Raw genomic sequence first — 22,984 nt, 5'->3', positions numbered from 1 at the left:
CAGACATGCGGCCGTCATTAATTTTAAGAATGAGAGACCATTCTCTTGCGCTCACTCATTCGAGACGAACGGCGCTGACAGATGCACAATCGGAGATGTCAACAAACCACTTGGGAATAATTGATACGCCTCACTATAAGCATCCCCAACAGTCCGATAGGAATCGGGACGTGTCATCCCTTGTTCTTTCGGCACTCGGTGCAAAGGACCAAATAGATTCTGACGCGTCAGATAAAGCTTCACCTTAAAGCAGGTGTCATCCGATGACATGGGCAAGCTGGTTCGACTCGGTGGAAAGGCAATTAACTCTGAATGCTGGCCGAGTATCACTTCAGCGCAGGCCCCCGAATACTCAGGAAGCTCCACATCCATGGCTTGCTCACACAAAGCATTCGGAAGCGGCAAACAATAGGTAACAGCCCCTGTGTAGAAAGGAAATCCTTGCTCCACCAAATCCCCCACAAAGACCTGCTTCGGCGATGCAGCGATCTCCCAATCTTCATCTTTACGGTAAACACCAAAATCGCCGAGCAAGTAGATCGCTTCAAGATCGGTGTCTTGTGACAAATCAGTCTCCATGGTGATGCAATTTTCACCTTGTCGTAAATACTCGACCGGCAATTGAATACGCTTCAACGCGATATCAATGTGCCAATGGCTCAGATCTTCGCAGAGGATGACACGTCCATTGAGCGAAATGCGCCAGCGTTCTGGTTGCTCTGCCAGTAAGTCAAGTGCTGCGGGGATCTGCGAAACATTAAAGGGAAACTCCAGCGTCAACTTCTTGCTAACAACGTCGTCGTTCTTAGGACGACACCAAGGCTGCACCATCTCTCCAGACACTTGCGGCCAACCGAGCGTGTCACGAATCGCCGTATCCTGACGTAGAATATCCCGGCACTCACTCCACTCTCCATCATCTAAACGATAACGAGCACGCTCCAACAGTAATGTATTCGGCTCACTCAATGAATAATCAAACGGCCCCTCGATCGGCACCGAAAATGGCGCAGCGGATACACGTTCAGGTTCTGCGCTCTCAGATTGTTCCGTCTCAGGCACGACTCGATACAAGTGCTCACCGAGCGACTCGAAATCAACCCACCAGCGCAGGCCATCCGCATGCGATGTCACTACAACTGCCTCAATCTGGCCGCTGCGACAATTCAAGCGCTCCACTCGACCGCTCTGGCGGAGATCAATTTGAACCTGCTTCAATTGCGTTTCTGTCGTATTCACTAACCCGATAAAAACTTCTCCAGAATCCAAGCGCCGCACATGACTAATCACATCCGCGACACTCGCACCTTCGTTGAGTTGCAGCAACTGATCGCTATTTTCCCGCAGGCAATCAACCAATGCATCCCGCTCCCAGGCGCATGCGAGCGCCTGCTGCGCAAAAGCACGCGGCGCACGACTGCGTTCGGCATCCAGATAAGCGGGGACCTCACCAGCAAAGATGACCGCTCCGCCCGCTAATTGAAAGGCTTCCAACAACGACAAAGTCGTGCCGCGCATCGTTTCTAAGCCACCGACCACGATGCTGCGATACCGCATCTGACCGAAGCGCAGATACGCTTGCCCATCCACGACCTCGATTTCTGCCAGACGTGACAGTTGTTCCTCATCGCCATAATCAAAATCGATTTGGCTATTCGTCAGCCAATGGAAGAGTTCAACAAATTTCGTCTCCAGCTGATCCACCGCCGGCGAAATCGATCGTAGCCAAGTGGCCCAGCCTAAATGAAACTGCGCCGAAATCGACTCATTAGGATGAATCACCAATACGTCACAATCCGGCTGACCTTGTTGTAAGATTAAATTCACCCGAGAAAAATAATCCTCAACGTATTTGTATTTTGGATACCATGCGGATTGATGAAAAATACTTGCGGGGTAATCACGTTTCGCCTCCCCCGCCATGGAATACCACGCTAGGTGATGACAGCGAAGATTGACACCGAGAAAGGCTTGCCAGTCCCCGATTTGCTTGTGCCCCTCGAAACCCATTTGCCACCCTGTGCAGCCATACAATTCGGACAGCACATACGGCTGCCCCTGCTGTCTCGCGACGGACACCACCTGCTTCGCCACCCAGTATGCGCGGCAATCCTGCGTCAACACGTCGATCCCAGGATAGCTCATCTGCTCATAGTATCTCGCCAATGAACCACAAGGCACTGCTTGCGCCGCGAGTGAATCTTCGTGCAGCACGTGTCCTGTAAGCAGCAAGTCGTTCGACTCACACCAGTCCAAGCAAGGACGCGCCCAGTTTTCGATGAAAAGCTGCTGCAGCAGTTCGGCATAATGCCACTTTAATTTGGAAAGCCTCTCCCCATGATACTGAAAATAGAGCTCCGGCAATCGTCCACGCAGTTCATAACCGAAGCGTTGCGAAAATTCTTCAAAGAGTGCTTCCGTATAGGGGATCGCTCGCGCGGAATCCGACGCCCCCGGCTGTTCAACCGCATCACACAGAATAAACCCGCGATGAGGCTCATCCGTAAACACGCCCTTGATTGCTTTGCCAAAATGGTCGCCACAGTGCGCACGGTATTTTTCATGCGTCGATTCGATAAATGCATCCGTCGCCGAACGACTTAAAGTATCCAGATACGAGCCACCATTATAGAATGAATGCGATGGATGAATTTCCCGGACAAATATCAAGAGCTGTCGGCCCGCAGGCACCACGTCCACCGATTGATGCGCAACCGAGTCATACTGCTTCAAGTGCAAGCCATCCAAATCTGCATAATGCGCTTCGATAAAGTTCTCCAGCTCCGGCCATTCAATCGCTTCACCTGCCGCATATTGACGTAAGATAATGGAACGCATCCGATGCGCTTGGCCCTTAGTCACCTTGCCGCCCGCACTGCCGCTAGGCCAGCGATCTTCATCGTAAAGCCAACCTTCGAGGCCGAGTTCACTCGCCTGCTGCGAGCAACTATTGATCAGCTCAAACCACTCCTTGCCCAGATACTCCGTCTTCAAACCTGTGCGGGAATGCATAAAAACGCCCCCCATCCCCATCGACTTGGCGACTCCCATCTGACGCAGCAGTTCTTCTTCATTGAGCTCTCCATTCCACGACCAAAATGGTTTTCCGCGCAACTCCGCTGGCGGGTCCTCAAAAGCCCGTTGAAAGTCCGCCTGAGCGTGACTAATAGTGGAATCGGAATCAGTCCTAGGGTTGAAAAGTGACAAAGGTTTCATTCTATAAGAAATGATTCTTATTGCACTCTGCGGGTCAAGACTATAACAAGAAACAATTCTTAAGGATAATAATTACCACAAAACATTAGACCCATGCCACAACGACTACACCGCCCCTTACGTGCACTCATCGCGCTCGCGCTGGCCTTATCGCTAGGAAACGCAACCGCTACCGCGGCCTCAGAGCAGCCGGACATCATTTACATACTCGCCGATGACCTGGGCTATTCCGACTTAGGCTGCTACGGCAGCGAAATCAATACGCCCAACTTAGACCGACTCGCTCAAGAAGGCCTGCGCTTTACTCAATTTTACAACGCCTCCAAATGTGAACCGTCACGGGCCAACATCATGTCTGGCCACTACTGGCCCGTCACAGGGCTCGGTGTGCAACGCGGCGCGACGCTCGGCGAGGTCATGCGTCCGGCAGGCTATGCGACCTTCGCTCTAGGCAAATGGCATCTCAATGGCAGCCCGATTGATCGCGGATTTGACCGTTTCTTCGGACACCTTAGTGGCGCCAGCGCATTCTTCCCCCCGATCGACCAATCCTTTCGCCTAGATAAGACTCCTTTCAAACCACAGACAAAGGACTTCTACGTCACCGACGCCGTCACCGACTACGCCATCGACTTCATCAAAGAATCCAAAGCCGCCCACCCCGACAAGCCCTACTTCATGTATCTCGCGTATAACGCGCCACACAATCCGCTACAGGCGCCCCGCGAAGACATCGAACGTTATCGCGGCACCTATAAGGCCGGCTGGGACGCCATTCGCGCCCAACGTTTCGCACGCATGCAAGCGCTCGGCATCATGGGCGATGAAGTCAAACTCTCCGCGCACCCAAGCAATCTGCCCGAATGGGAATCGCTCAGCCCCGCACAAAAAGAACTCGAGGACCTGCGCATGGCAGTTTACGCGGCCATGGTCGACCGTCTCGATCATAACATCGGCCGCTTGCTGCAAAATCTGAAAGAAGCCGGACTGGATAAAAACCTGCTAGTGATTTTCATGAGCGACAACGGCGGCTCGCCCTACGCACGCACCGACGAAAACATGCTCGCCCAAGACAAGCTCCCAGGCGATCCCGGCTCCAATTGGGAAATCGGCATGGGCTGGGCCAACGTCAGCAACACCCCCCTGCGCCTGTATAAACGCAATCAACACGAAGGCGGCATCAGCACACCCTTTATTGCCTGGTGGCCCAATCAAATCGCCCGTCCGAATTCGATCGTCACGCAACCCGCACACATCATCGATCTCATGCCAACCTTTCTCGAACTTGCAGGCAGCACCTACGCCGCCGCAGGCAAAGGCAAAGCCCTGCCAGAACTCCCTGGCAAAAGTTTATTACCGATTTTCCAAGGAGAAGTCCGCGAGCCGCACGACGCCCTTTATTTCCAGCTCTATGATCATCGAGCCATTCGCGCAGGTGATTGGAAACTCACCGCCGTCGACGGCAAGGACTGGGAACTTTACAACATCGCCAAGGACCGCAGCGAAACCGTGGACCTCAGCAGCTCGCATCCCGAACTCGTTCAGAAGCTATCCATCAATTGGGAGAACTGGTGGCTGAACGCCAAGGGCAAGCCTTACGCCGAGTTCAAGAATCCCACCCCAGCGGAACACCTTCGCGACGACAGATCAGGCGGCACGCCCTATGTGCCAACAGCCATGCCAGATCGACTGCGTGATCGCTAGGGAAAGTCCCTATCGTATCCTCGGTTCTCTGAACCGGGGCCGTAGCAGCGACGGACGATTCGCCGCTCAACTAGACGCACCCCAAAACAGAGTTTTGAGGCTACAATCGTATCCTCGCTTCTCTGAACCAGGGCCGCAGGAAAAATAACAACACTAAGATTAAAAACACACCGCCCTCAAGCCGCAACATTGCGACGAACTGCTCACACGCGGTCTTCACAAGTGAAGCCCCTACCTGCAAAAAATCACTTAAACTTCACCGTCTCGTAGAAGCGGATGTGATCGATCTCAAACTCTTGTTTTCGATTGGTTGGATCAAAGCGAAAGCTATTAATCATCCCAGAGTTCCAAGACGCATCCTCACGTAAATCGATCAGGTAGGTATGAAAATATTCATCATCAACCAGATCGAATTCGATTTTGCTGCTGCCTGAGTTCGCTGTTTCACTACGAAAGAAAATAGTTCCCACGCCTTGCTGAGGCTCCAGCACACGCATGCGAACTTCGATAAATTTATAGATCTTTGAATTTATGGCGGTCAAACCAGTCGCGGGAGTCAGTTGCAAAATCATCATCGAGTCGGAACTCATAGGCTCGCCATGATACACCCCCCGATCAATCCCCGAAACGATCTCTTTGCCATTCTCACCGCCTAGATTATTGCCGATAAAAAAGTTATTTAAACCACCACGCGTAGTGTCTTTTTGATCGAATTCAAATCCCAGCGTCCGACCGCGATCTAAGATAATGTAGTCGATACAATACTCGCCTGGCACGTGATCACCATCTACAGGATCGAGGCGCAAGCCTTGCCCTAGTGGAGGATATTCCTCTAACACCACCTGTCGCCCCGCCAGAGTATGATTGATTGAAACCTTGCCCATTTTCCCTTCGCGCGCTGGCATCGGATAAACACTGCCGCTCTGGTTAGATTCGGAAAATGAATGCCGAATACGGACATTCGGGTAATTCGCAAAATCAACACCTCCGACATAGCCCCTAAAAATCAGCTGAGGGTCTGCTCGATCCGTAATGGAATATTTCGCAACACCATCCTGAGCGGCAACAAAGCGCACGCCATTTCTCTGCTCCGAAGAAGGGTCGGAGGTCCCACTAAAGTTTTCTAGTATCAGCGAATTCGCCTGCGGTGGATCAATGATGACGACCGCAGCGGAAGCCGCCGCGCACGTGCTCGCGATAAGGGTGCTTATAATCAGTTTTTTCATGCTAAATTACTCCGCCGTGGTTCTAAATCGCCACCAGTATGCGCCATCATTAATGACACCAACTGGCTTACCGCCGACCTTAAATGCGCCCGGATCAACCAAGACGTAATACTGCGTATCGGCTTCGAGCGCAGGGATGTTATCAAAACATAACCTGCGCTGCCCTTGGCTGGGATGCGAAGCATCGAGATCCATTTCCCACACAGGATTCTGCTCATCACTTACCTTGAACAAACGAAGAAACTTCCCCTTCGCCCCGCTCAAATCAACAGCCGCCGAAAAGTGCATTTCCAAGCGAGTCGTTCCCGGCGCAGTGAGCTTGGAATTTTCTGGAAACGTGGACACCAACTGTGGCGCAAACATCTGTAGACGATGCCACCCCCAGCCCGCTTGCTGTTGCCCCACGACACGACTATCCCGACCGCTCATCTCGATCTCGTGCGCATACGCTTGCCATTTGTTCGCCAATTCACTGGCCAACTTCGGCTGCGCCTCTGCGAGGTCGTGCTGCTCGGTGCGATCCTTTACTAGATCAAACAACTGCCACGGCCCGCCATAGAGCGACACCGCTTTCATATCATCTTCGATCCAAGCCCGCGATTGGTTAAACCAGAGAAAACGACTGGGCGCATCGAAAGCAGTTTGCTCCGTCAAGGCTTCCAAGAAGGAGCGTCCGGTGAGCGGCTTCAGCGAAGTGTCATTCTTTGGAAAATTCACGCCCGTTAACTCTAAGAGCGTGGGGTAAATATCAGTCACCGCGACAGGCGAACGATCGATCTGCCCCGTCCGCCCTGCAAGTCCTTTGGGCCAATGCGCAATCAGCGGCGCAGCGAGTGCGCCCTCATGGCAGGCATGTTTATAAAAATTGAACGGCGTATTTTTCACCCACGCCCAACCATTACTACTGGTCGGATTGTTGTGCGGTTTCCATGGGATCTGGTCCGCATCGGTTCGTATCGAGCCGTTGTTATAATCCCCGCCATTATCGGACATAAACAGAATGAGCGTGTCGTCCAATTCGCCGGCCTCTTCGAGAAAAGCAATGAGTCGACCGATCCCTTGATCCATCTCATCCACCATTGCGGCGTAGGCGGCCATACGGGCGTCTTCGACGACCTTACGTGCTTCGGGCAACTCATTCCAGCGTCGCACCTCCACGCCATGCGGCGCAGGCGTCCATGCGGGATCGACTAGGCCGAGCTCCAACTGACGTTGATAGCGTGCCTCGCGCACCGCCTCGTAGCCATCCATGTAGCGGCCGATATATTTATCCACCGTTTCTTTACGCGCCTGCAAAGGATGATGCGGCGCATTGTAGGCAACATACATGAAAAACGGCACATCGTCCTCCAGCGCTTCACCCATAAACTCGATACTGGAATCGGTGAAAGCCGTCGTCGCATCAAAGCCTGGCTTAAAGTCGCGAAACTGTGTTTGCCCCGTATACCAATCATTACTGCCGACAAAACAATCAGTCAGTCCGCCTAGAAAACCGAAGAAGCGATCAAACATCTTGCGATCTCTGGGGTCACGAGCTCCCGCGTGCCACTTGCCCGCCATCATCGTTCGGTAACCGCCACGCTGCAGCAGCGACGGCAAGGGCAACACATTCTTATAGCTTCCGTTGCCCGCTGCGGGATACGACATCCCCGCCATCAATGCCACCCGTGTGGTAGAGCACATCGGGGTCACTCGAAACTGCGAATAACGAACCCCCTGATTTGCGAGGCGGTCGAGGTTCGGTGTCTCTATCTCGCCACCATAGGCCCCCAGATCGGAGTAGCCTAAATCATCAGCTAGAATCACGATCACATTCGGCTGCGTCGCGTCCGCCGGTAGCGCTCCCGCCCAAAGAAGACTTCCCAGCACGAGCGATGCGAAAACTTGTTTGCAGTTCAAAAGCATTAGTGGGCGTCCGGCTGCTCTGGAATTTCCAACGGACTCTTTTCAATGTCATTCGTAGCCGTGCGCCACATATGCATCGCCGCTCGCATGCGCTGTAAGACTGCCTGACGTTCGGGATTAGTGGCCAAGTCATGCACGCCCCATTTATCTTCATTGATTTTGTAGAGATGCTCAGGCTGCCTTGGTTTATCAAAAAGTGTTAGATACGCATATTCAGCGGGGTGACTCTCTTTCGCGGCAATGATCGCATCGTAAGCATGGTTGCCCCACACTTCGACACCGCGAAGATCATCGGGCAAACGCTGTGTTTTTTCAGGATCGACATTCAAAATGTAATACCAGTTGCCATCAGTCACCACACGTTGCGGGTAGAATTCGCGCGGATCGGGACCGTGTGAATTGTGCTCGGCAAACACATACTCGCGCCCTTCGATACTGTCTCCCCCACTGAGGATCGGCCGCAAAGATTCCCCCTGCATGACTTCAGGAATTTCAATGCCACAATAATCAAGAATCGTGGGCGCATAATCGATTTGTGAAACGGGCGAGTCATTCGTCTGTCCTTTGACGACACCAGGCCCCACCACCGCGAGCGGAATACGTGTTCCAGTAGGATACGCGGATGCTTTGGCATAGTGAATCGGCATGCCTTGGTCGGAGGTGAAGATGATGAAGGTCTCCTCACGAATGCCCGCATCATCCAAGGCCTGAAGGATCGCACCGACGCATGCATCTGCGATCTCAACACAGGCGTAATACTCCTGCATATCGCGGCGCACGCCCGGTGTGTCGGGCAAGAACGACGGCACTTCGATACTGTCTGCCGCAGGTAGTTCCTGATCTGGATTGGATTTTAAGTGAGCACGATAAGGCCGGTGTGGCGCGGCGACGTTGGCATGAATAAAAAATGGACGATCGCCCGCCTGCTCGATGAAATCGCCCATCACTTTGTGAAAACGCTTAGGCTCGGACTGCACTGGATTGCGTGCGTCATAAGGATAACGCCAGGCGGGGCTCAAGTGGAGCTTCTGTGTGATTGCGGTGAAGTAGCCGTTGGCCTGAAAAACCTCAGGGAGTGTCGCCACGTCACGACCAATCCCAACTTTGTCAACGATGTGTGTCTCACGGGAAAATGCTTTATCGGGAAGATTCAACGGCGGCGTGTGCACATTGCGCCAGTTGCCATTACTGTGCGGCCACATGCCTGTTAGGATCGCAGTGCGCGAGGGCGAGCAGGACGCCGAAGCGGCAAATGCATTGTTGAAATACACCCCTTCTTTAGCGAATGCATCGATGTTTGGCGTCTCAATGCCAGGCGTACCCAGCATCGAGAGATCGGGGCTCATATCGTCCGCCAGAATGAGAACGACATTCGGTTGTTTTGCGACAGAGACCGACTGCAATAGACAGGTCGCGGCCAAGAGTAGACATGCTTTTTTTAACATAAATAATTACTTCCAAGTGTGTAAGACCTGCCCGTTTGAACCGAGCAGACGTATGTTTTTGAGTTCGATCCTACCCTCACCCTGCGAGGGATCTAAACGTATTGAGTTCAATTTTCCAGTGAACGGCAGCTGGACCACGTAATCATGCCAGGCACCATCTTGCTTGACCGAAAAGCTAGCCGAATCGTCGCCCTTAAAGCCTTTCACCGTGGGCGATGTCCAAAAGACTTGGCCCTTTCCAATCGATTTGGAACGCATCGTAAAGGACAGCGCCACGGGGCCACTGACATGATGAAAGTCGTGACTACTGATCCGAGGATCACGACCATGACTATCCATGCGGAGCACTCCATCTTCGGCTGTGAGTTCAACATCGCCGATCACGTTCCAGCCCATCACCGGTTTACTAGCGAAGCGCGGATTTTTGATCGGCACCAGCACCTCAGCTTCTTGCAAATAGGCTTCGATAGTCGCGTCCATCTGCGAGACTTTATCCGGCATACTGTCGGCGAGGTTGTTCGTCTCACCGATATCCGTTTTCAAGTTATAGAGCTCATAGCGGTGCGCTTGATTTTCGCCGTCGTAGTAAAAGCGATACAACTTATAGTCACCAACGCGCACACTAGTGTTAGGTAAATTATCCGTGGCCGGCACATAGTGTGGGAAGTGAGAAATGAAGGGACCGCGATCAAAGAATTCCCCTACAATGGCTGCACTAAAGTCGATGCCATCTTTGTGATGCTCAGGATGCTGCGGTAAGCCTGCCATGTTCAAGATCGTAGGATACAAATCAGCAGAGCACACCACCGAATCCGTCATGGTGCCTGGACGTGATACGCCTGCCCACGAAACAATCAAGGGCACACGCACCCCGCCCTCGTAGTTATTGCCCTTACCACTCTTCAGCGGAAAGTTGTTGGTCGGTGTGGTGCCATCGACTTCGTTATACATGTTGCCGCCGTTGTCGGAGGTGAAAATAATAATGGTGTCGTCGCGCAGGCCCATACGATCGAGCTCCTGCAACAGGCGTTCGATATTTTGATCCATTGCCTCAATCATCGCCCCCATCGTCGGCGAGCGTTGCGGGTAGTCGGGGTCGACCAATTGCTCATACTTATCGACCAAGGCAGGCTTCGCTTGAAACGGTGCATGCACATCGTAAAACCACAGGTTGAGTAGAAAAGGATCGCTGCGATTGGCTTTGATAAACTTCAACGCTTCATCGGTGATCGCATCGGAGATATGCGTGCCTTTCGGGTAGTCGGGAATCGTCTCCACTTTCCATGGCGCAAAGAAGCCTCCCGGAGGTGGTGGCCCCGGATGATGACGTCCACCGATCACCACATCAAAGCCCTGATTTTCGGGGATGTAGGGAGCGGAACCGACATGCCACTTCCCCATAAACGCGGTGCGATAGCCAGCCTCTTGTAAAAGCTCGGCATAGGTGACGTATTCATTGGGCAGACGTGAGCGCGATTGAGGGATGATAACCGGCTTATCCACAGCCGCCGCAGTCCCTTGCTTGGGATCTAAAATCGCCTGCTGAATATGTCCCGACGCGGCGGTGAAACGCAAACGCGCCGGCGACTGACCAGTCAAAATACTGGCACGCGTCGGCGAGCACAGGGGGTTCGACGAATAGGCATCCGTGAAAAGCACCCCTTCGCTCGCCAAACGATCGATGCCTGGAGTTTGATAAAACTCACTCTTATAGGCGGAGCTATCACGCCAACCCAAATCATCCGCAACAATCAGAATAATATTAGGCTGTTTCGCGCCCGCGGTAAGCGCGACAAGGCCAAGCAATGTCCCCAGCACTAAAGACTTAAAAATAGACATAGGAAACTGAAGCGGGATTAATATTCGGACGGGTCAAAAAGACGTTTGCGAAACTCCAAATCGTAAACGTCTTCACGACTAAGTAACTCAGTGTGGCCATCCGCAAAGACCACGCCCACCTCGCCATTATTTAAACGGGGCTCCGGTATATTCGTCGGATTCGATCCTTTGGCGAAATCGCCCTGAATATACCAAGACGCGTTTCCAGTATTTTCCGCATAGGCGGTACAGAGCACGAGTGTCTGTGCGGGATTTTCGAGACGATTCACACTGAACCCAGAAGTGGAACGATCCGTATTGTCCGGATTCGCATCTAGAAAAATATAGGTGCTGCCGCCGTAGTCGCTGATGCCATGACTCTTTTGCGCCGTCGGGTCATTAAACATCGGATGCTTGCCCGACTCCGAACGATCCCACTCCAAAATCTCTTCTTCCAAGGCTTGCACCCAAAAATACTGGGACGTGCTATCCGGATCACTCAACTTGCGGTTAAGCAAAGGAAAAATGCCTTTGTGCTGATTTGTAAACAGCGACACCGCGTTCCCGATCTGCCTGAGGTTGGACACACTTTTCGAACTATTAGCCCGATCCCTGACGGCCCCCACGGCGGGGATCAAGATCGCCGCTAAAATCGCAATTATCGCGATCACAGTTAATAATTCAATCAGGGTAAAAGCAGTTTGGGATCGTTTTTTCATAATGAGGTATGTCATAAGAAACCTTTCTTATGAACTTTTGTCAACTCGCAATGCATGAGTTTTTATCGGATCTGTTACGGCTAATTCAGGAGCTACCGATGGCTGTCGCTCAACTGCACCGCACTGATGTGGCTACGGCCTGGCTGCTCCATATCGAACAGCAGTGTAATGGGCCCACGCTCATAAGCACGCCCGAGCGGCACAATGACGCGTCCCTGCGTAAGATCAGAATTCACAGTGACGGGCGCCCCGTAGAGTGGTCCATCTCCAAGGCCTACCGCGGCGGAAATCACGCAATTTGACATCAATTGAAATTCCAACTGGTCGCCTGTAGCGCCCACCTCTGGATAGTAGCGCAACACCACTCGATCGGCATTGGAGGTAATCGTCGCCTTGCTTGCATCTGGGCCGCCGATGAAATAACCACCGGATTGCATTACGAAACCGGCTTGTTTCATCTCAGGATCGCAGTTCGGGTTCTTGCGAGGCAGCAACGTCTCGGTCTCGACCAAATGTGCTTCTAGCCAGTCGTTCAATCGCTCGGCGACTTCTGCATGCTCTAAAGCCAAGTTCTGAGTTTCGCCGGAATCGATCGACAGATCATACAGCTCCAGTAAGTCCTCCTGATCGGCCCCGAGGTTAAAGAAACGTAGCAACTTCCATTTGCCATCACGCACCCACGCATTCGCAAGGTTCCCCGTGGCCAACACGGTGTGTCCAAACATACTAGTCACAGGCGGACGCTGCATCAACTCACCGGAAAAGGCGGGGCGCAAACTCACGCCATCGAGCACCGCAGCTTCGGGAGTTTCCAACTGAGCAACATCGAGCAAGGTCGGAAAAAAATCATAGCTGATCGCAATGGTATCGGTCCAACCACCAGCAGCCACTTGGCCCGGCCATTTCACAATCAGCGGCACACGCGAGCCGCCTTCGTAGTTGTTGCCCTTCCCTGCTTTCAAGGGATAATTATTCGTCGGATTCTCGCCCTCGGGACGATCATACATGTTGCCTCCGTTATCGGAGGAGAAAATCACGATCGTGTTCTCATCTAAGCCTAAGCGTTTAAGTGCTTCGGTGACTTTGCCCACGTTCTGATCCATCGTCTCGACCATGGCTCCCATGATCGCAGATTTTTGATACTGCGTCTGCGCCGCGAGTGGACGGTATTTCTCAATGAGTTCGGGCTTCCCTTGGAAAGGCGCGTGCACGTTAAAAAACCAGAGCGCCAGAAAGAAAGGTTCGTCTTGCTTGGACTCGATAAAATCGACCGCCGCATCACCGATCACATCATCCGCATTGGGATGCCCTTCGACCGCAGGCATATTGGTCTCTACAGTATCCCAAGGACCAAAAAATCCCGGAGGCGGCGGGCCGGGGAAACCACGTCCGCCCACAACATGATCGAAGCCAAAGTTTTCAGGAATGTAGGGATCGTAGCCCAGATGCCATTTTCCCATGAAGGCAGTCGCGTAGCCGGCATCTTCTAACAATTTGGAAATGGTAATCGAATCGAGTGGAATCCGGTTATTGGTTTCCGGCTCCGTCATCGGCAGACCAGCCGCCGCGCTCGCACGCTCCGCAGCATCGAGCTTCACCTCAGGCACATGCCCGACGGGCGTGGTCAAACGCAAGCGGCCCACCGTTTGCCCCGTAAGAATACTGGCCCGGGTCGGCGTGCAGAGCGGACTGGACGCATAGGCATTTGAAAAGCTCAAGCCTTCCGCCGCCAAGGCATCGACCGCTGGGGTTTGGTAGAGCTCGCTACCATAGCAGCCGAGGTCGCGCCAACCGAGATCGTCAACGATGATCATCACAACATTGGGGCGTTCAGGCTCAGCTTGTGACGCAGACGCGAGCAATGAAGCAACAGTCGCGAGACAGATCGCAGGGACGTAGAATAGAGTGCTTAAAGCAGACATAGTTATTAAAATGCGGCGTGCCCGATGACGGATGAAATGGGCCTTTGAGAATTTAAAGATGCGCGAGCGGGCAATTCTCAATTTCAATACGATGCTTCCCAACAGGCAGGCACATAGCGTTGCGCTGATCGGTATGCTTCAAACGGCTCGGCACTGATTTACCATTGAGCTTCACCTTCGACCATGGCGTCGCAGGCAGCACTACCCGCCCTTCCCCACTCTCCGGAACTGCCAGGTCCCAGTGTAAGTTCTTTCGCTTGATCGTCCATTTTGAGCGATACGTGCCAACGCGCGTTTTCAAGACACAGGAGGCGCGCTTTAAGTCGGGGCTCGGCTGAGCCGATAAAATAGCGCGCGTATAGCCTGGCGCCTCCGGGCACGGCGCGATGCCGCCCACTGTTTGATACAGCCACTCGCCGATCGCACCGTAGGCATAGTGATTGAATGAATTCATTTCCACTGGACCAAAGCCATCTTCACGCGTCCAACTATTCCAACGCTCCCACATCGTGGTCGCGCCGTTCTTGATCGGATACAACCAACTCGGATAGCTCTCCTGCAGCAGCAACTTGTAAGCCACATCACTGCGCCCAATTTTAGACAACACCGGATTGAGCAATGGCGTGCCAAGAAAGCCAGTCGACAAATGCCACTCACGCGCTTCGATCTTTTCCACCAGACGTGCGCCCGCGGCCTCGATCAAATGCTCGGGCACGAGGTCAAAAGCTAAAGCCATCAAATAACTAGTCTGGGTATCTCCTAATACCAATCCTTCCGCGGTGATAAAGCGCTGCTGAAAAGCAGCAGTGATCCGCGCCGCCAGTTGGCTATAACGTTTCGCAGCAGCAGTTCGCTCCAGCGCGTCAGCCATACGCGCCATAAGTTGCGCGTCTCTGGCATAATAGGCGGTGCCAATCAAATCCTTCGGTGTCGGCCCCCATTGCGGCTTCACCGCATCGACTGCGAGCCAGTCACCATAGACGGTTTCTGGCTGAATATATTGCTTCGCCCGGTCTTTGAGAAAGCGCAGATAGCGCTCCATCGCCTGCCAGTTTTCTTCAATAATCGTAGTCGCTCCAGTGTGCAGCCAGACTGCATGTGGCACAATGATGCCCGCGTCGCCCCAGCCGGCATTACCATGCCAACCTAGAATATCTGGAGCCACGTCGGGAAACGCTCCGTCCTCTCGCTGACCATCGCGCATGGCATCCATCCACTGTCGGTAGAAACCCTCGCAATCATAATTAAAGCATGCCGTATCCACAAACACCTGGGCATCCCCCGACCAGCCCAAGCGCTCGTCGCGTTGTGGACAGTCGGTCGGTGCTTCTAAAAAGTTCCCGCGTTGCCCCCAGCGAATACAGTCCTGCAACTGATTCACTATCGCATTGGAAGTCTTAAACGTCCCCAGAGGGGCCAAATCATTATGCAGCACACAGGCTTCCAGATCTTCAACACTCAAGTCCGACTCGACTCCTTCGATCTGCACATAGCGAAAGCCATGAAAGGTGAAATGCGGCTGATAGCTTTCTTCCGCAGATCCCTTACAAATGTAGCAATCCGTCGCTTCCGCATCGCGCAGATTCTCTAAATACAGCGAGCCGTCTTCATTTAACATCTCAGCGAATTTCAAAATTACTTTTTGACCTGCACGCGTATCCTTTAACTTGATACGAACGACTCCAACCAAGTTTTGCCCAAAGTCGGCGATCCAGCCTGACGACTCTTTGCGCAGCTCCACCACTGCTAAGGTTTCCGTCACCCGCACTGGCGGGCAGGCTTTCTCCGTCAACTCGATCTGCGGCGTCTCCACACTCGCGACTGACTTCCACCCGCGCTCCGCGCTGGAACTCGATGCCCAATCTGGCATCGCCTTACGGGCATCATAGGTCTCCCCGTGATACAGCGAATTTTTGACGACAGGCCCACGGCGCACTTTCCAAGTGACATCACTCCCGATCACCTGCTGCGTCCCGTCGGCAAAGGTGAGCTGCAATTCCGCGACAAACATGGTCTGCGGCGCGTGGCTAGCTTCATGCCCCTTGGGGCCAAAAGCGGCACCCGCCCAGCCATCGGCCAGTACAATGCCCAGGCAATTCTCACCGACTTCAAGCTGCTCGGTTACCTCGTAACGGCACACATATGCACGCTTGCGATAGTCACTCCACCCGGGCGTAAAATAGTCGTCATTGACACGCACGCCATTGATCCACGGCTCCACAATGCCGAGTGCTGAAAAGCGCAAGACCGCCTTCGTCACTTCATTTGGAAGCTCGAACTTAGTGCGAAAATAAGATGCAGATGTTGGTGTCGATTCGCTCGATAAGGGCGAAACCAGCCAAACAGATTGGTCACTCAATGAAGTCATGTAGATCGTTTAACAGTTGTGGAAATTCAGAAATAGACGCTGCAAGATTATAGGCTCACTCGGCCGACATCGCTCGGACCTCTGGACCTTTATCATAGTGACTCACGACACGAAAGGGACTTTCACCACTCGCCGGAGAGCGCGAGGCATAGCCGATAAAGAGAATGCGCATCCCTCCACGAAAGGGATGCCGCTTGGAGTAAATCATCTTGGCCTCATCCTCATACATTGCCCCTATTTTAAAATTAAAATAGGTCTTCGCTTTGGATTCGAAGGTAGTGACCACTTCGCCGCCGGGCTTGATGGCCGCTCGTTCGTCGTTGAGCAGCACAACCAAATTAGCGGGCGTGAAATTGACAAAGCGCACACTGCCCAGTGGCTGTCCCTTCAGGCTCAGATCAATCGGAAAGGCAATATATTCCTCACCGCGTTTCTGCATACAGATGACGGCATCCTTCGTCGCTGACTTAAAATTACAAGATCCCACTGGCAGATAAATCACCTCCCCTTCCGCGTCCACACCCTTGCGATAAAACGTGAGCGGGCTCGAACCAGAATAATAATGCGTGTGACTTAAGCCGTCCGCCACTGTTTGGATTCTGCGATAGCCACCGGCTCCATATTGAATGAACAAGTCTTCTTTGCCGATGAACGGAGCCAGCACCTTGAAACCCAAATCATCTGGACTCAACATACTGGGAAAATCCGAGTAATTGATGGAAGACATCTCTGCCGCCTTCATCTTCTCATCAGCCGATACGACTGGAACGGCGCAGACAGTGAGGAGTCCGAGTAAAAATAATTTTCGTGAATTCATATTAAATAACATCGGCCTCATTCAACCAACGAATTGAGAGGATTCGAAAAGAGCGTCCAAAATCCCCCGTAGGAGCCACCACGGAATCCCCGACTGCCACCGGATCCGCCACACGTTGCACCACTGCTTCGCACCAAACTTTGGATTCCACCTTGTCCGAAATTCCGGAAAGTGATTCCCCATAGGCACGAATCGTAAAGGTATCCCCCCGCACGGTCAGGATCGGCGCTAAGGCCGAAAGGAGATCTCCCTGTGTCAAGAATCCAGGCACTCCAAACATGCGTGAGCCCCCCAATCCACCAGGCATACCTGTTTCATGCTCGGGGTAGCTAGAGTTGACTGGCACACCGTCGGGATAGTTAAGCGCGAGAGCGGCAAGACTGCCCTGGTAGTATGCTTCGTTGAGCACTCCTTGCCCTGAAATGGACAGCTTATCGATGGCCGCTTGCAACGTGCCCTTCAGCCCAAGGTAGTCGCCCTCCACGGTCGCTGAATTCCCCACCAAACGACGATTCACGAAATCTGCCAGAGATAGAAACGGACCGCGACGCTTCACCTCTTCGACAATCGCTTCAGCCAGCAAGTCGATCTCGTTCACAGTTAAAGAGCGCACTGCGGACCATGCCTCTGGAGCGGAGGGATCGACTGCGCCACCTTCGGCCAGCAAGGGATACAGTTTTGAGGTCAACGCGGAGTTTTGTAAGGAGTGACTCGCACTACCATCGGCGGCGAGCACGCTCTCTCCGAGATAAGAGGCCAGCAACATGCGCCATGCATCGACCGAAGTGGAGTTGACGTTGAAGCCACCTTCAATCTCAATACTGGCAGCGGATTGCGCAAACGCTGTGGGAGAATTTCGCAGATTCGTATCACTTGCAAATGTGCCATCGTCCCCCGCTACTAAACGATTTCGAGTGTTCGGCAAAATCAAATCTGCGGTGGGATTGAACACACCCGTTTGCGGAATCGTCGACAGATAAAAACGATCAAAGAGCGACTCATTTAATAGATAAGAAAGGTCCGTATATACGGTGCTCCCCTGGGTCGCTTTGATGTTATTGCGATGGACATGGGTGTGCGCCTCCGAGTTACCCACAGTAAATGTCGGCTGCCAATAGAACTGGCTAAAGTTCACATTCTTCAAAAAGCCGATCGAAAACAGATCCGTTTCCATGCGCACGCTGTCATAGAGTGGATAAACGGTGCCTTGGCTAAAATTACTACTATTCTGATAGAGCCCATATCCACCAGGTCGATCGTAACCATCGGCTACAATTCCAGCATACGAAATATCCTCTGGAATTTCCGAAGGAAACGGCGGACCACTGAACCAATTATCCGTCGGAATCGAGTCTGAATATATACGGCCCGAGCTCAAGTTACTCACCAGCGGGTCTGCCATAGTCACTTCATTCATCGCGAAATTGTGCCGTGCCATCATTCGCGCCTTATTGCCAGCCGAAGGGCTCGCCATCGGGCTAATAAAGTAACCGTGTCCACGATGAGCCACGGCTTCGAACGGGTTGATGTTTTTATAGTAATCGAGGCTGCGATAAGAAACAGGACGATCCAGCGGGCTCCAGTTATTGCCGCTATTGCCCTCGGTATCGATGTGCTCCCAATCGATTTGGGTTTCGGTATAACTAGGCCCTGACAGATCCAAATACTGTAAGAGCTCCACATCCCCGGAACTCGAATAGTGATACAACTTCGAAGATAAACTGGGCTCTCGATTCCCATCGGGCGCATTGGTTAAGGTATCTCTGAAGTAGATAGTCGTTTGCAGGGTATCGCTGCTGCCAGTTGTCGGCACGGGATCGCCCGTCTGATTCGGCAATGGCGTCAGAAAAGAGCCCGAAGGTAAGTAAAAGAATCCAAGTGGTCCCTCATCGGCATTCACTAACAAATTATGATTATTAAAATCAGCGGAAACGTCCTCCACTTCAGTGTCCACATATTCGCCATTGGGATGCTTGTCGGCACCGGTAAAATAGAGTGTTTCCCCAGGCGCAAAACCTTGATTATCAATCACGAAAGTAAAGTAAGGATATCTATCTTCCGCATCGCGTTCCAGCGCCCAGCTCCCCCCACCGGCGAAGTTCATATGAGCAAATGTATTATTCGCAGGCTGTGCGGGCAGGTTACCCTGATAACCGAAAGGCTCTTGCCCCGGAGTGATATTCACCGCCGCATAGCTCCTTGGATTGTCGATGCCATCATCAGATAAATCTGCATTAATTTGCGTATTAATCGTCGTGAAGGCCCGCACCTGCACGATGTATTTGGCAGGCGCAATGGGCACGTTGTGTGGATTCCACAAAACAAATTTAGGGTAAACCAGATAGACGGGCATAACACTCCCGTCCGGCATGATCTCATACGAGACTCCAAAATACAGTGCCGTTCTTAAAATCACTGGATGCAGACCACTCGCATCCGGTGCCTGCGCGCGCGGCTCTGCGGGAGTTCCTTGATCGAGCCCAGAAAGGTTCATGCCGCGGGTATACCACGATTTCAGCAAACCAAACTGAGGCAGCTTCAATGCACTGTGATCCATTTGAAACGCTGGCACACTCAACTGCCCACGATAATTCAAATCGGTCGCACTGCCACGAACGATAAAGTCCGAGTCGTTCAGGCCGCTCAAATCAGAGCCCAAGTAAACGCTGAGATCTTCCTTCAACCGCCCCTGAGTCACATCGACTGGAATACTCTGCGCGACCGTCGTATAGTCATCGCTATTCTCACGGGTCCAAATCTCCCAGCTTGGGTCCAAAAGCTGCAAACTATCCGCACTGGAGACACGGGCCATTTTTGCTTTCTGCGAAGGATCGGCGACATCAAATGAAGACAGCTCAGTAATCACCGATGGGTTCGACCGATGCGGAGCCATCAACGACCAGCGTGGGTCGAAGGGCTGACCATCCAAAACAACATCGTCTTTAGTCACATTGATCCGAAACTTGGCACTCTCATCCGCGACCCACCAAGCATAACGCCCGTCCACCGAATCGCTCTGATTCGTAATATCCAGTTTCCCTGCCCGCACATCCACCACCGCGTCTGTATTATCTTTATAACGAGCGAGTGTAATCACTTGAGAGGCATCTCCACCATTGAGCGCGACCACATCGATCGTCGCGGGATTCACGCCTGCTTCACTCAGATCTGTAAGTGCAGAAACAAACCAATTAACCCGATCTGCCGCCGATTGATCCGTCGACCAAGCACGTAAGGCCTCCAAACTCTGAGCTTCGCTTCCAGGCTGCACACTGGGATACGCTGCCAGCCAATAAGGATTCAAGACGCCCTCGCTTTCTAAGGTATCCGGCGCACTATCAAAGAGGTCCGCAGGCGCCGTCACTCGTTGATCTGGACCCAGTCCGCGCTGCAACTCCCCCACTGCCACATAAACCCCGAGCAATGCGTTTTGCTGCGCCTCCATCCGGCTGATTGCCGTGCCCGAAGCGCTCGTTTCCACACGCACCAGTGTCGTGATCGAAAGTAATAGCACTAGCACAAATGCCATGAGCGAAAGCGCTAAAACAAGCGCAAAGCCAGCGGTAGCCGTAGGTTGGTTCTGGGGAAATTTAAACACAAGAAATCGACGGGGAAGAGCAGATAGAGGGCGACATCTCTTTTCAGCGATGTTGACAAAGCATTATATAAGAATCCTTTCTTGTAAAGTCTCTATATTTCTATTTTCATGGATCTACATTAGCAGAAACGTTCAATTTGACTACTCTACACCCTCCCGATGAAAAAGCTCTTCTACCTCATTTCTCTCTTATTGCTAGCCTCACACGGCCTGAACGCAGCGAGTCCACTCAGGATCGACTTCTCGAAGAATGTCGACGTCACGGTCGAGCGGACAGCCGACAATGCGCTGCAAATCACAACCACCGGCAATGACCCACAAATCGTGCTTTCATCCACCCGCTCAACCGGAATCAGCGAAGACAGCCATATCCTTGCCTTCGAATACTTCTGCCCCGACGGAGTCGACTTCCTGGAAGTCTTCTACTCAAAAAGTTTAAAGAAACCCAATTGGAGTCAAAGCCGGCAACTCGAAGGCGGCGCCCTGCCCAAAGCTGAAGCATGGCAGCCCTACTCGATTAATCTAAAAACTGGAACCAAAGGCAAATGGACCGCCAAGGATGACGTCATCCGTATCGACATCGGCCGCAGACCAGGCACGCAAATACAAATGCGCAATCTACAGCTGCGCGCCCCCACCCAAGAAGAGCAAATGAATGCGGCCGAGGCCGAGGCCATCCAAGCGAGAAAGCTAGCGACCGCCAAATCCATCGAAGCCTACCTCCACAAAGAAAATTGGCCTGAGCGCATCGCGAATATATCCGTCCAGAGCCAGCAGATAGTCTTATCAGGCACGATTCAAAATTCCTCACACCGCTCCATCCACTTAATCGAATACCTCCCGCATGAAGATCCGTGGAATTCCACCCACGGCACACTTCTAAACATGGAGCCTCTAACTGGCAAGTATGAGGTCCACCTCCCCCGCTTCCAAGCTGAAGGCCGCGACCGCATCGCCAATCGTTATGCACTCGCACAAGCGCAGCCAAACGGTGAAACCACGACATTACTCAGTCCTGCCGTTTGGGCCACCGACCTAAGCGCTGCCGCCGAACGCGACATCCCTCGCCTCAGACCTGCCAACAAAAAAGGTCTCGGCGGTATCACTTATAAAGAAGGCATTTACCATGACGACCTCGGCGATCTGGGCATTACCGCATCCACCGTCAACATCGAGCTCGGCAATCTGATCAACCTCGGCCCGAATGCGGAAATCATCGAATACACGCACCAAGGTAAGCTCTGGAAATTCAACGCCGCCGCCGTCCACCAGCACGACAAAAACATTCGACAGCTCACTGACATGGGCATCGTCACCAGCGCCATCTTGCTCGTTGGAAAGCATGCAGGACTCCTCGTGCACCCCGACTACCAAAGCGCCGGAATCTACTCCATGGCCAACCTGACCACAGAAGCCAGCAGCGACCTCTACCGAGCCATCGTCTCTTTCCTAGCCGAACGCTACAGTCGCCCCGACAAAAAGCATGGCTGGATCACCCACTGGATCGTCTTCAACGAAGTCGATTATGGCTGGATCTGGACCAATATGGGCGAGACTCCCATGGCCACCTACATGGACACCTATGAGAAGGCCATGCGCCTCACTTACATCGAAGCCCGTCGCTTCAATCCCACCGCCGAAGTCTTCATCTCGCTAACGCACCACTGGAACTACAGCCCCGCAGATAAATTCAAAGCCTACCCACCCCGCGCGTTGCTAGACCGCTTGGCCGACTACTCCACCGTCAGCGGCGACTACCAATGGGCGATCGCCTATCACCCCTACCCGCAAAGTTTATTAAAGCCGCGCACTTGGGAAGACACCAAAGCGACCAACCACTTCGACTCTCCAATGATCACTCCCAAAAACATCGAAGTCCTCGACGCCTATCTCAGCCAAGACCGTTTTCTTTATAAGAAAAAAAAGCGCACCATCGTTCTGTCAGAACAAGGCTACCACACGCCCGACTACAGTCAGAAATCAATGAAGGACAAGGCCGCCGCGATCGCATACACATGGGCCAAGATCATGCCCCTCGATTCCATCGAAAGTTTTCATTACCACCGCTGGGTCGACCACCCGATGGAAGGCGGACTCAAAGTCGGACTCCGCACGCTGCCCAGCAAAGAACACCCCTTTGGCATCCGCAAAGAACCCGCCTTCAGCGTTTACTCCGCACTCGAAACACCCGCAGAAGCCAGCACCACCGCCCCCTTCAAATCCGTAATAGGCATTGATGATTGGAC

12 protein-coding genes are annotated in these 22,984 nt (G+C 52.8%); 2 read left to right on the top strand and 10 right to left on the bottom strand.

The features are described 5' to 3' along the window. Positions 1 to 51 precede the first annotated feature (51 nt). Entirely contained in the window at positions 52 to 3,216 is a 3,165-nt protein-coding gene (locus tag QEH59_RS15710; RefSeq protein ID WP_308986334.1) for a hypothetical protein, read from the bottom strand. A 93-nt stretch (positions 3,217 to 3,309) separates the two neighbouring features. On the opposite strand from QEH59_RS15710, the gene QEH59_RS15705 reads away from it, so the two are divergent. Further along, positions 3,310 to 4,920, top strand: coding sequence for an arylsulfatase (locus QEH59_RS15705; protein WP_308986333.1), 1,611 nt, complete (start codon positions 3,310 to 3,312; stop codon positions 4,918 to 4,920). A gap of 245 nt (positions 4,921 to 5,165) precedes the next feature. Here the strand turns inward: QEH59_RS15705 and QEH59_RS15700 are convergent, their stop codons facing one another. The 9 genes from QEH59_RS15700 to QEH59_RS15660 form a co-directional block, all read right to left on the bottom strand. After that, complete coding sequence (locus QEH59_RS15700) at positions 5,166 to 6,146, bottom strand: hypothetical protein (RefSeq protein ID WP_308986332.1); 981 nt, start codon at positions 6,144 to 6,146, stop codon at positions 5,166 to 5,168. 6 nt (positions 6,147 to 6,152) lie between these two features. Next, on the bottom strand, positions 6,153 to 8,045 hold the full coding sequence (locus tag QEH59_RS15695; protein WP_308986331.1) for a sulfatase-like hydrolase/transferase: 1,893 nt from the start codon (positions 8,043 to 8,045) through the stop codon (positions 6,153 to 6,155). A 5-nt stretch (positions 8,046 to 8,050) separates the two neighbouring features. Continuing rightward, positions 8,051 to 9,496 (bottom strand): sulfatase family protein, encoded by a 1,446-nt coding sequence (locus tag QEH59_RS15690; RefSeq protein WP_308986330.1) that lies wholly within the window; start codon positions 9,494 to 9,496, stop codon positions 8,051 to 8,053. A gap of 6 nt (positions 9,497 to 9,502) precedes the next feature. Continuing rightward, positions 9,503 to 11,335 (bottom strand): sulfatase, encoded by a 1,833-nt coding sequence (locus tag QEH59_RS15685; protein ID WP_308986329.1) that lies wholly within the window; start codon positions 11,333 to 11,335, stop codon positions 9,503 to 9,505. A gap of 17 nt (positions 11,336 to 11,352) precedes the next feature. Next, entirely contained in the window at positions 11,353 to 12,033 is a 681-nt protein-coding gene (locus tag QEH59_RS15680) for a type II secretion system protein (protein WP_308986328.1), read from the bottom strand. Positions 12,034 to 12,125: 92 nt separating this feature from the next. Beyond that, positions 12,126 to 13,955, bottom strand: coding sequence for a sulfatase (locus QEH59_RS15675; protein ID WP_308986327.1), 1,830 nt, complete (start codon positions 13,953 to 13,955; stop codon positions 12,126 to 12,128). A 52-nt stretch (positions 13,956 to 14,007) separates the two neighbouring features. Beyond that, complete coding sequence (locus QEH59_RS15670; protein WP_308986326.1) at positions 14,008 to 16,323, bottom strand: alpha-L-rhamnosidase; 2,316 nt, start codon at positions 16,321 to 16,323, stop codon at positions 14,008 to 14,010. A gap of 55 nt (positions 16,324 to 16,378) precedes the next feature. Further along, a complete protein-coding gene (locus QEH59_RS15665; RefSeq protein WP_308986325.1) occupies positions 16,379 to 17,140 on the bottom strand; it encodes a hypothetical protein in 762 nt (253 codons plus the stop codon). Between the two features lies 1 nt (position 17,141). Continuing rightward, positions 17,142 to 20,738 carry a hypothetical protein gene (locus QEH59_RS15660; RefSeq protein WP_308986324.1) on the bottom strand — a complete coding sequence of 1,199 codons (3,597 nt, stop codon included), beginning with the start codon at positions 20,736 to 20,738 and terminating at the stop codon, positions 17,142 to 17,144. A gap of 159 nt (positions 20,739 to 20,897) precedes the next feature. Here QEH59_RS15660 and QEH59_RS15655 point away from each other — a divergent pair. Next, positions 20,898 to 22,984 (top strand): DUF5722 domain-containing protein (locus QEH59_RS15655; RefSeq protein ID WP_308986323.1); only part of this gene is annotated, 2,087 nt, incomplete at its 3' end.

It is taken from the genome of Thalassobacterium sedimentorum, assembly GCF_031127905.1.
Lineage (GTDB): Bacteria > Verrucomicrobiota > Verrucomicrobiia > Opitutales > Coraliomargaritaceae > Thalassobacterium > Thalassobacterium sedimentorum.
This window is presented reverse-complemented; position numbering and strand designations above follow the sequence as displayed.

Excerpts from the sequence above, each read along its gene's own strand:
- QEH59_RS15705 (WP_308986333.1), top strand. The coding sequence starts at position 3,310 with ATGCCACAACGACTACACCGCCCCTTACGTGCACTCATCGCGCTCGCG.
- QEH59_RS15700 (WP_308986332.1), bottom strand. The coding sequence starts at position 6,146 with ATGAAAAAACTGATTATAAGCACCCTTATCGCGAGCACGTGCGCGGCG.
- QEH59_RS15690 (WP_308986330.1), bottom strand. The coding sequence starts at position 9,496 with ATGTTAAAAAAAGCATGTCTACTCTTGGCCGCGACCTGTCTATTGCAG.
- QEH59_RS15680 (WP_308986328.1), bottom strand. The coding sequence starts at position 12,033 with ATGAAAAAACGATCCCAAACTGCTTTTACCCTGATTGAATTATTAACT.
- QEH59_RS15710 (WP_308986334.1), bottom strand. The coding sequence starts at position 3,216 with ATGAAACCTTTGTCACTTTTCAACCCTAGGACTGATTCCGATTCCACT.
- QEH59_RS15665 (WP_308986325.1), bottom strand. The coding sequence starts at position 17,140 with ATGAATTCACGAAAATTATTTTTACTCGGACTCCTCACTGTCTGCGCC.
- QEH59_RS15675 (WP_308986327.1), bottom strand. The coding sequence starts at position 13,955 with ATGTCTGCTTTAAGCACTCTATTCTACGTCCCTGCGATCTGTCTCGCG.
- QEH59_RS15670 (WP_308986326.1), bottom strand. The coding sequence starts at position 16,323 with ATGACTTCATTGAGTGACCAATCTGTTTGGCTGGTTTCGCCCTTATCG.
- QEH59_RS15685 (WP_308986329.1), bottom strand. The coding sequence starts at position 11,335 with ATGTCTATTTTTAAGTCTTTAGTGCTGGGGACATTGCTTGGCCTTGTC.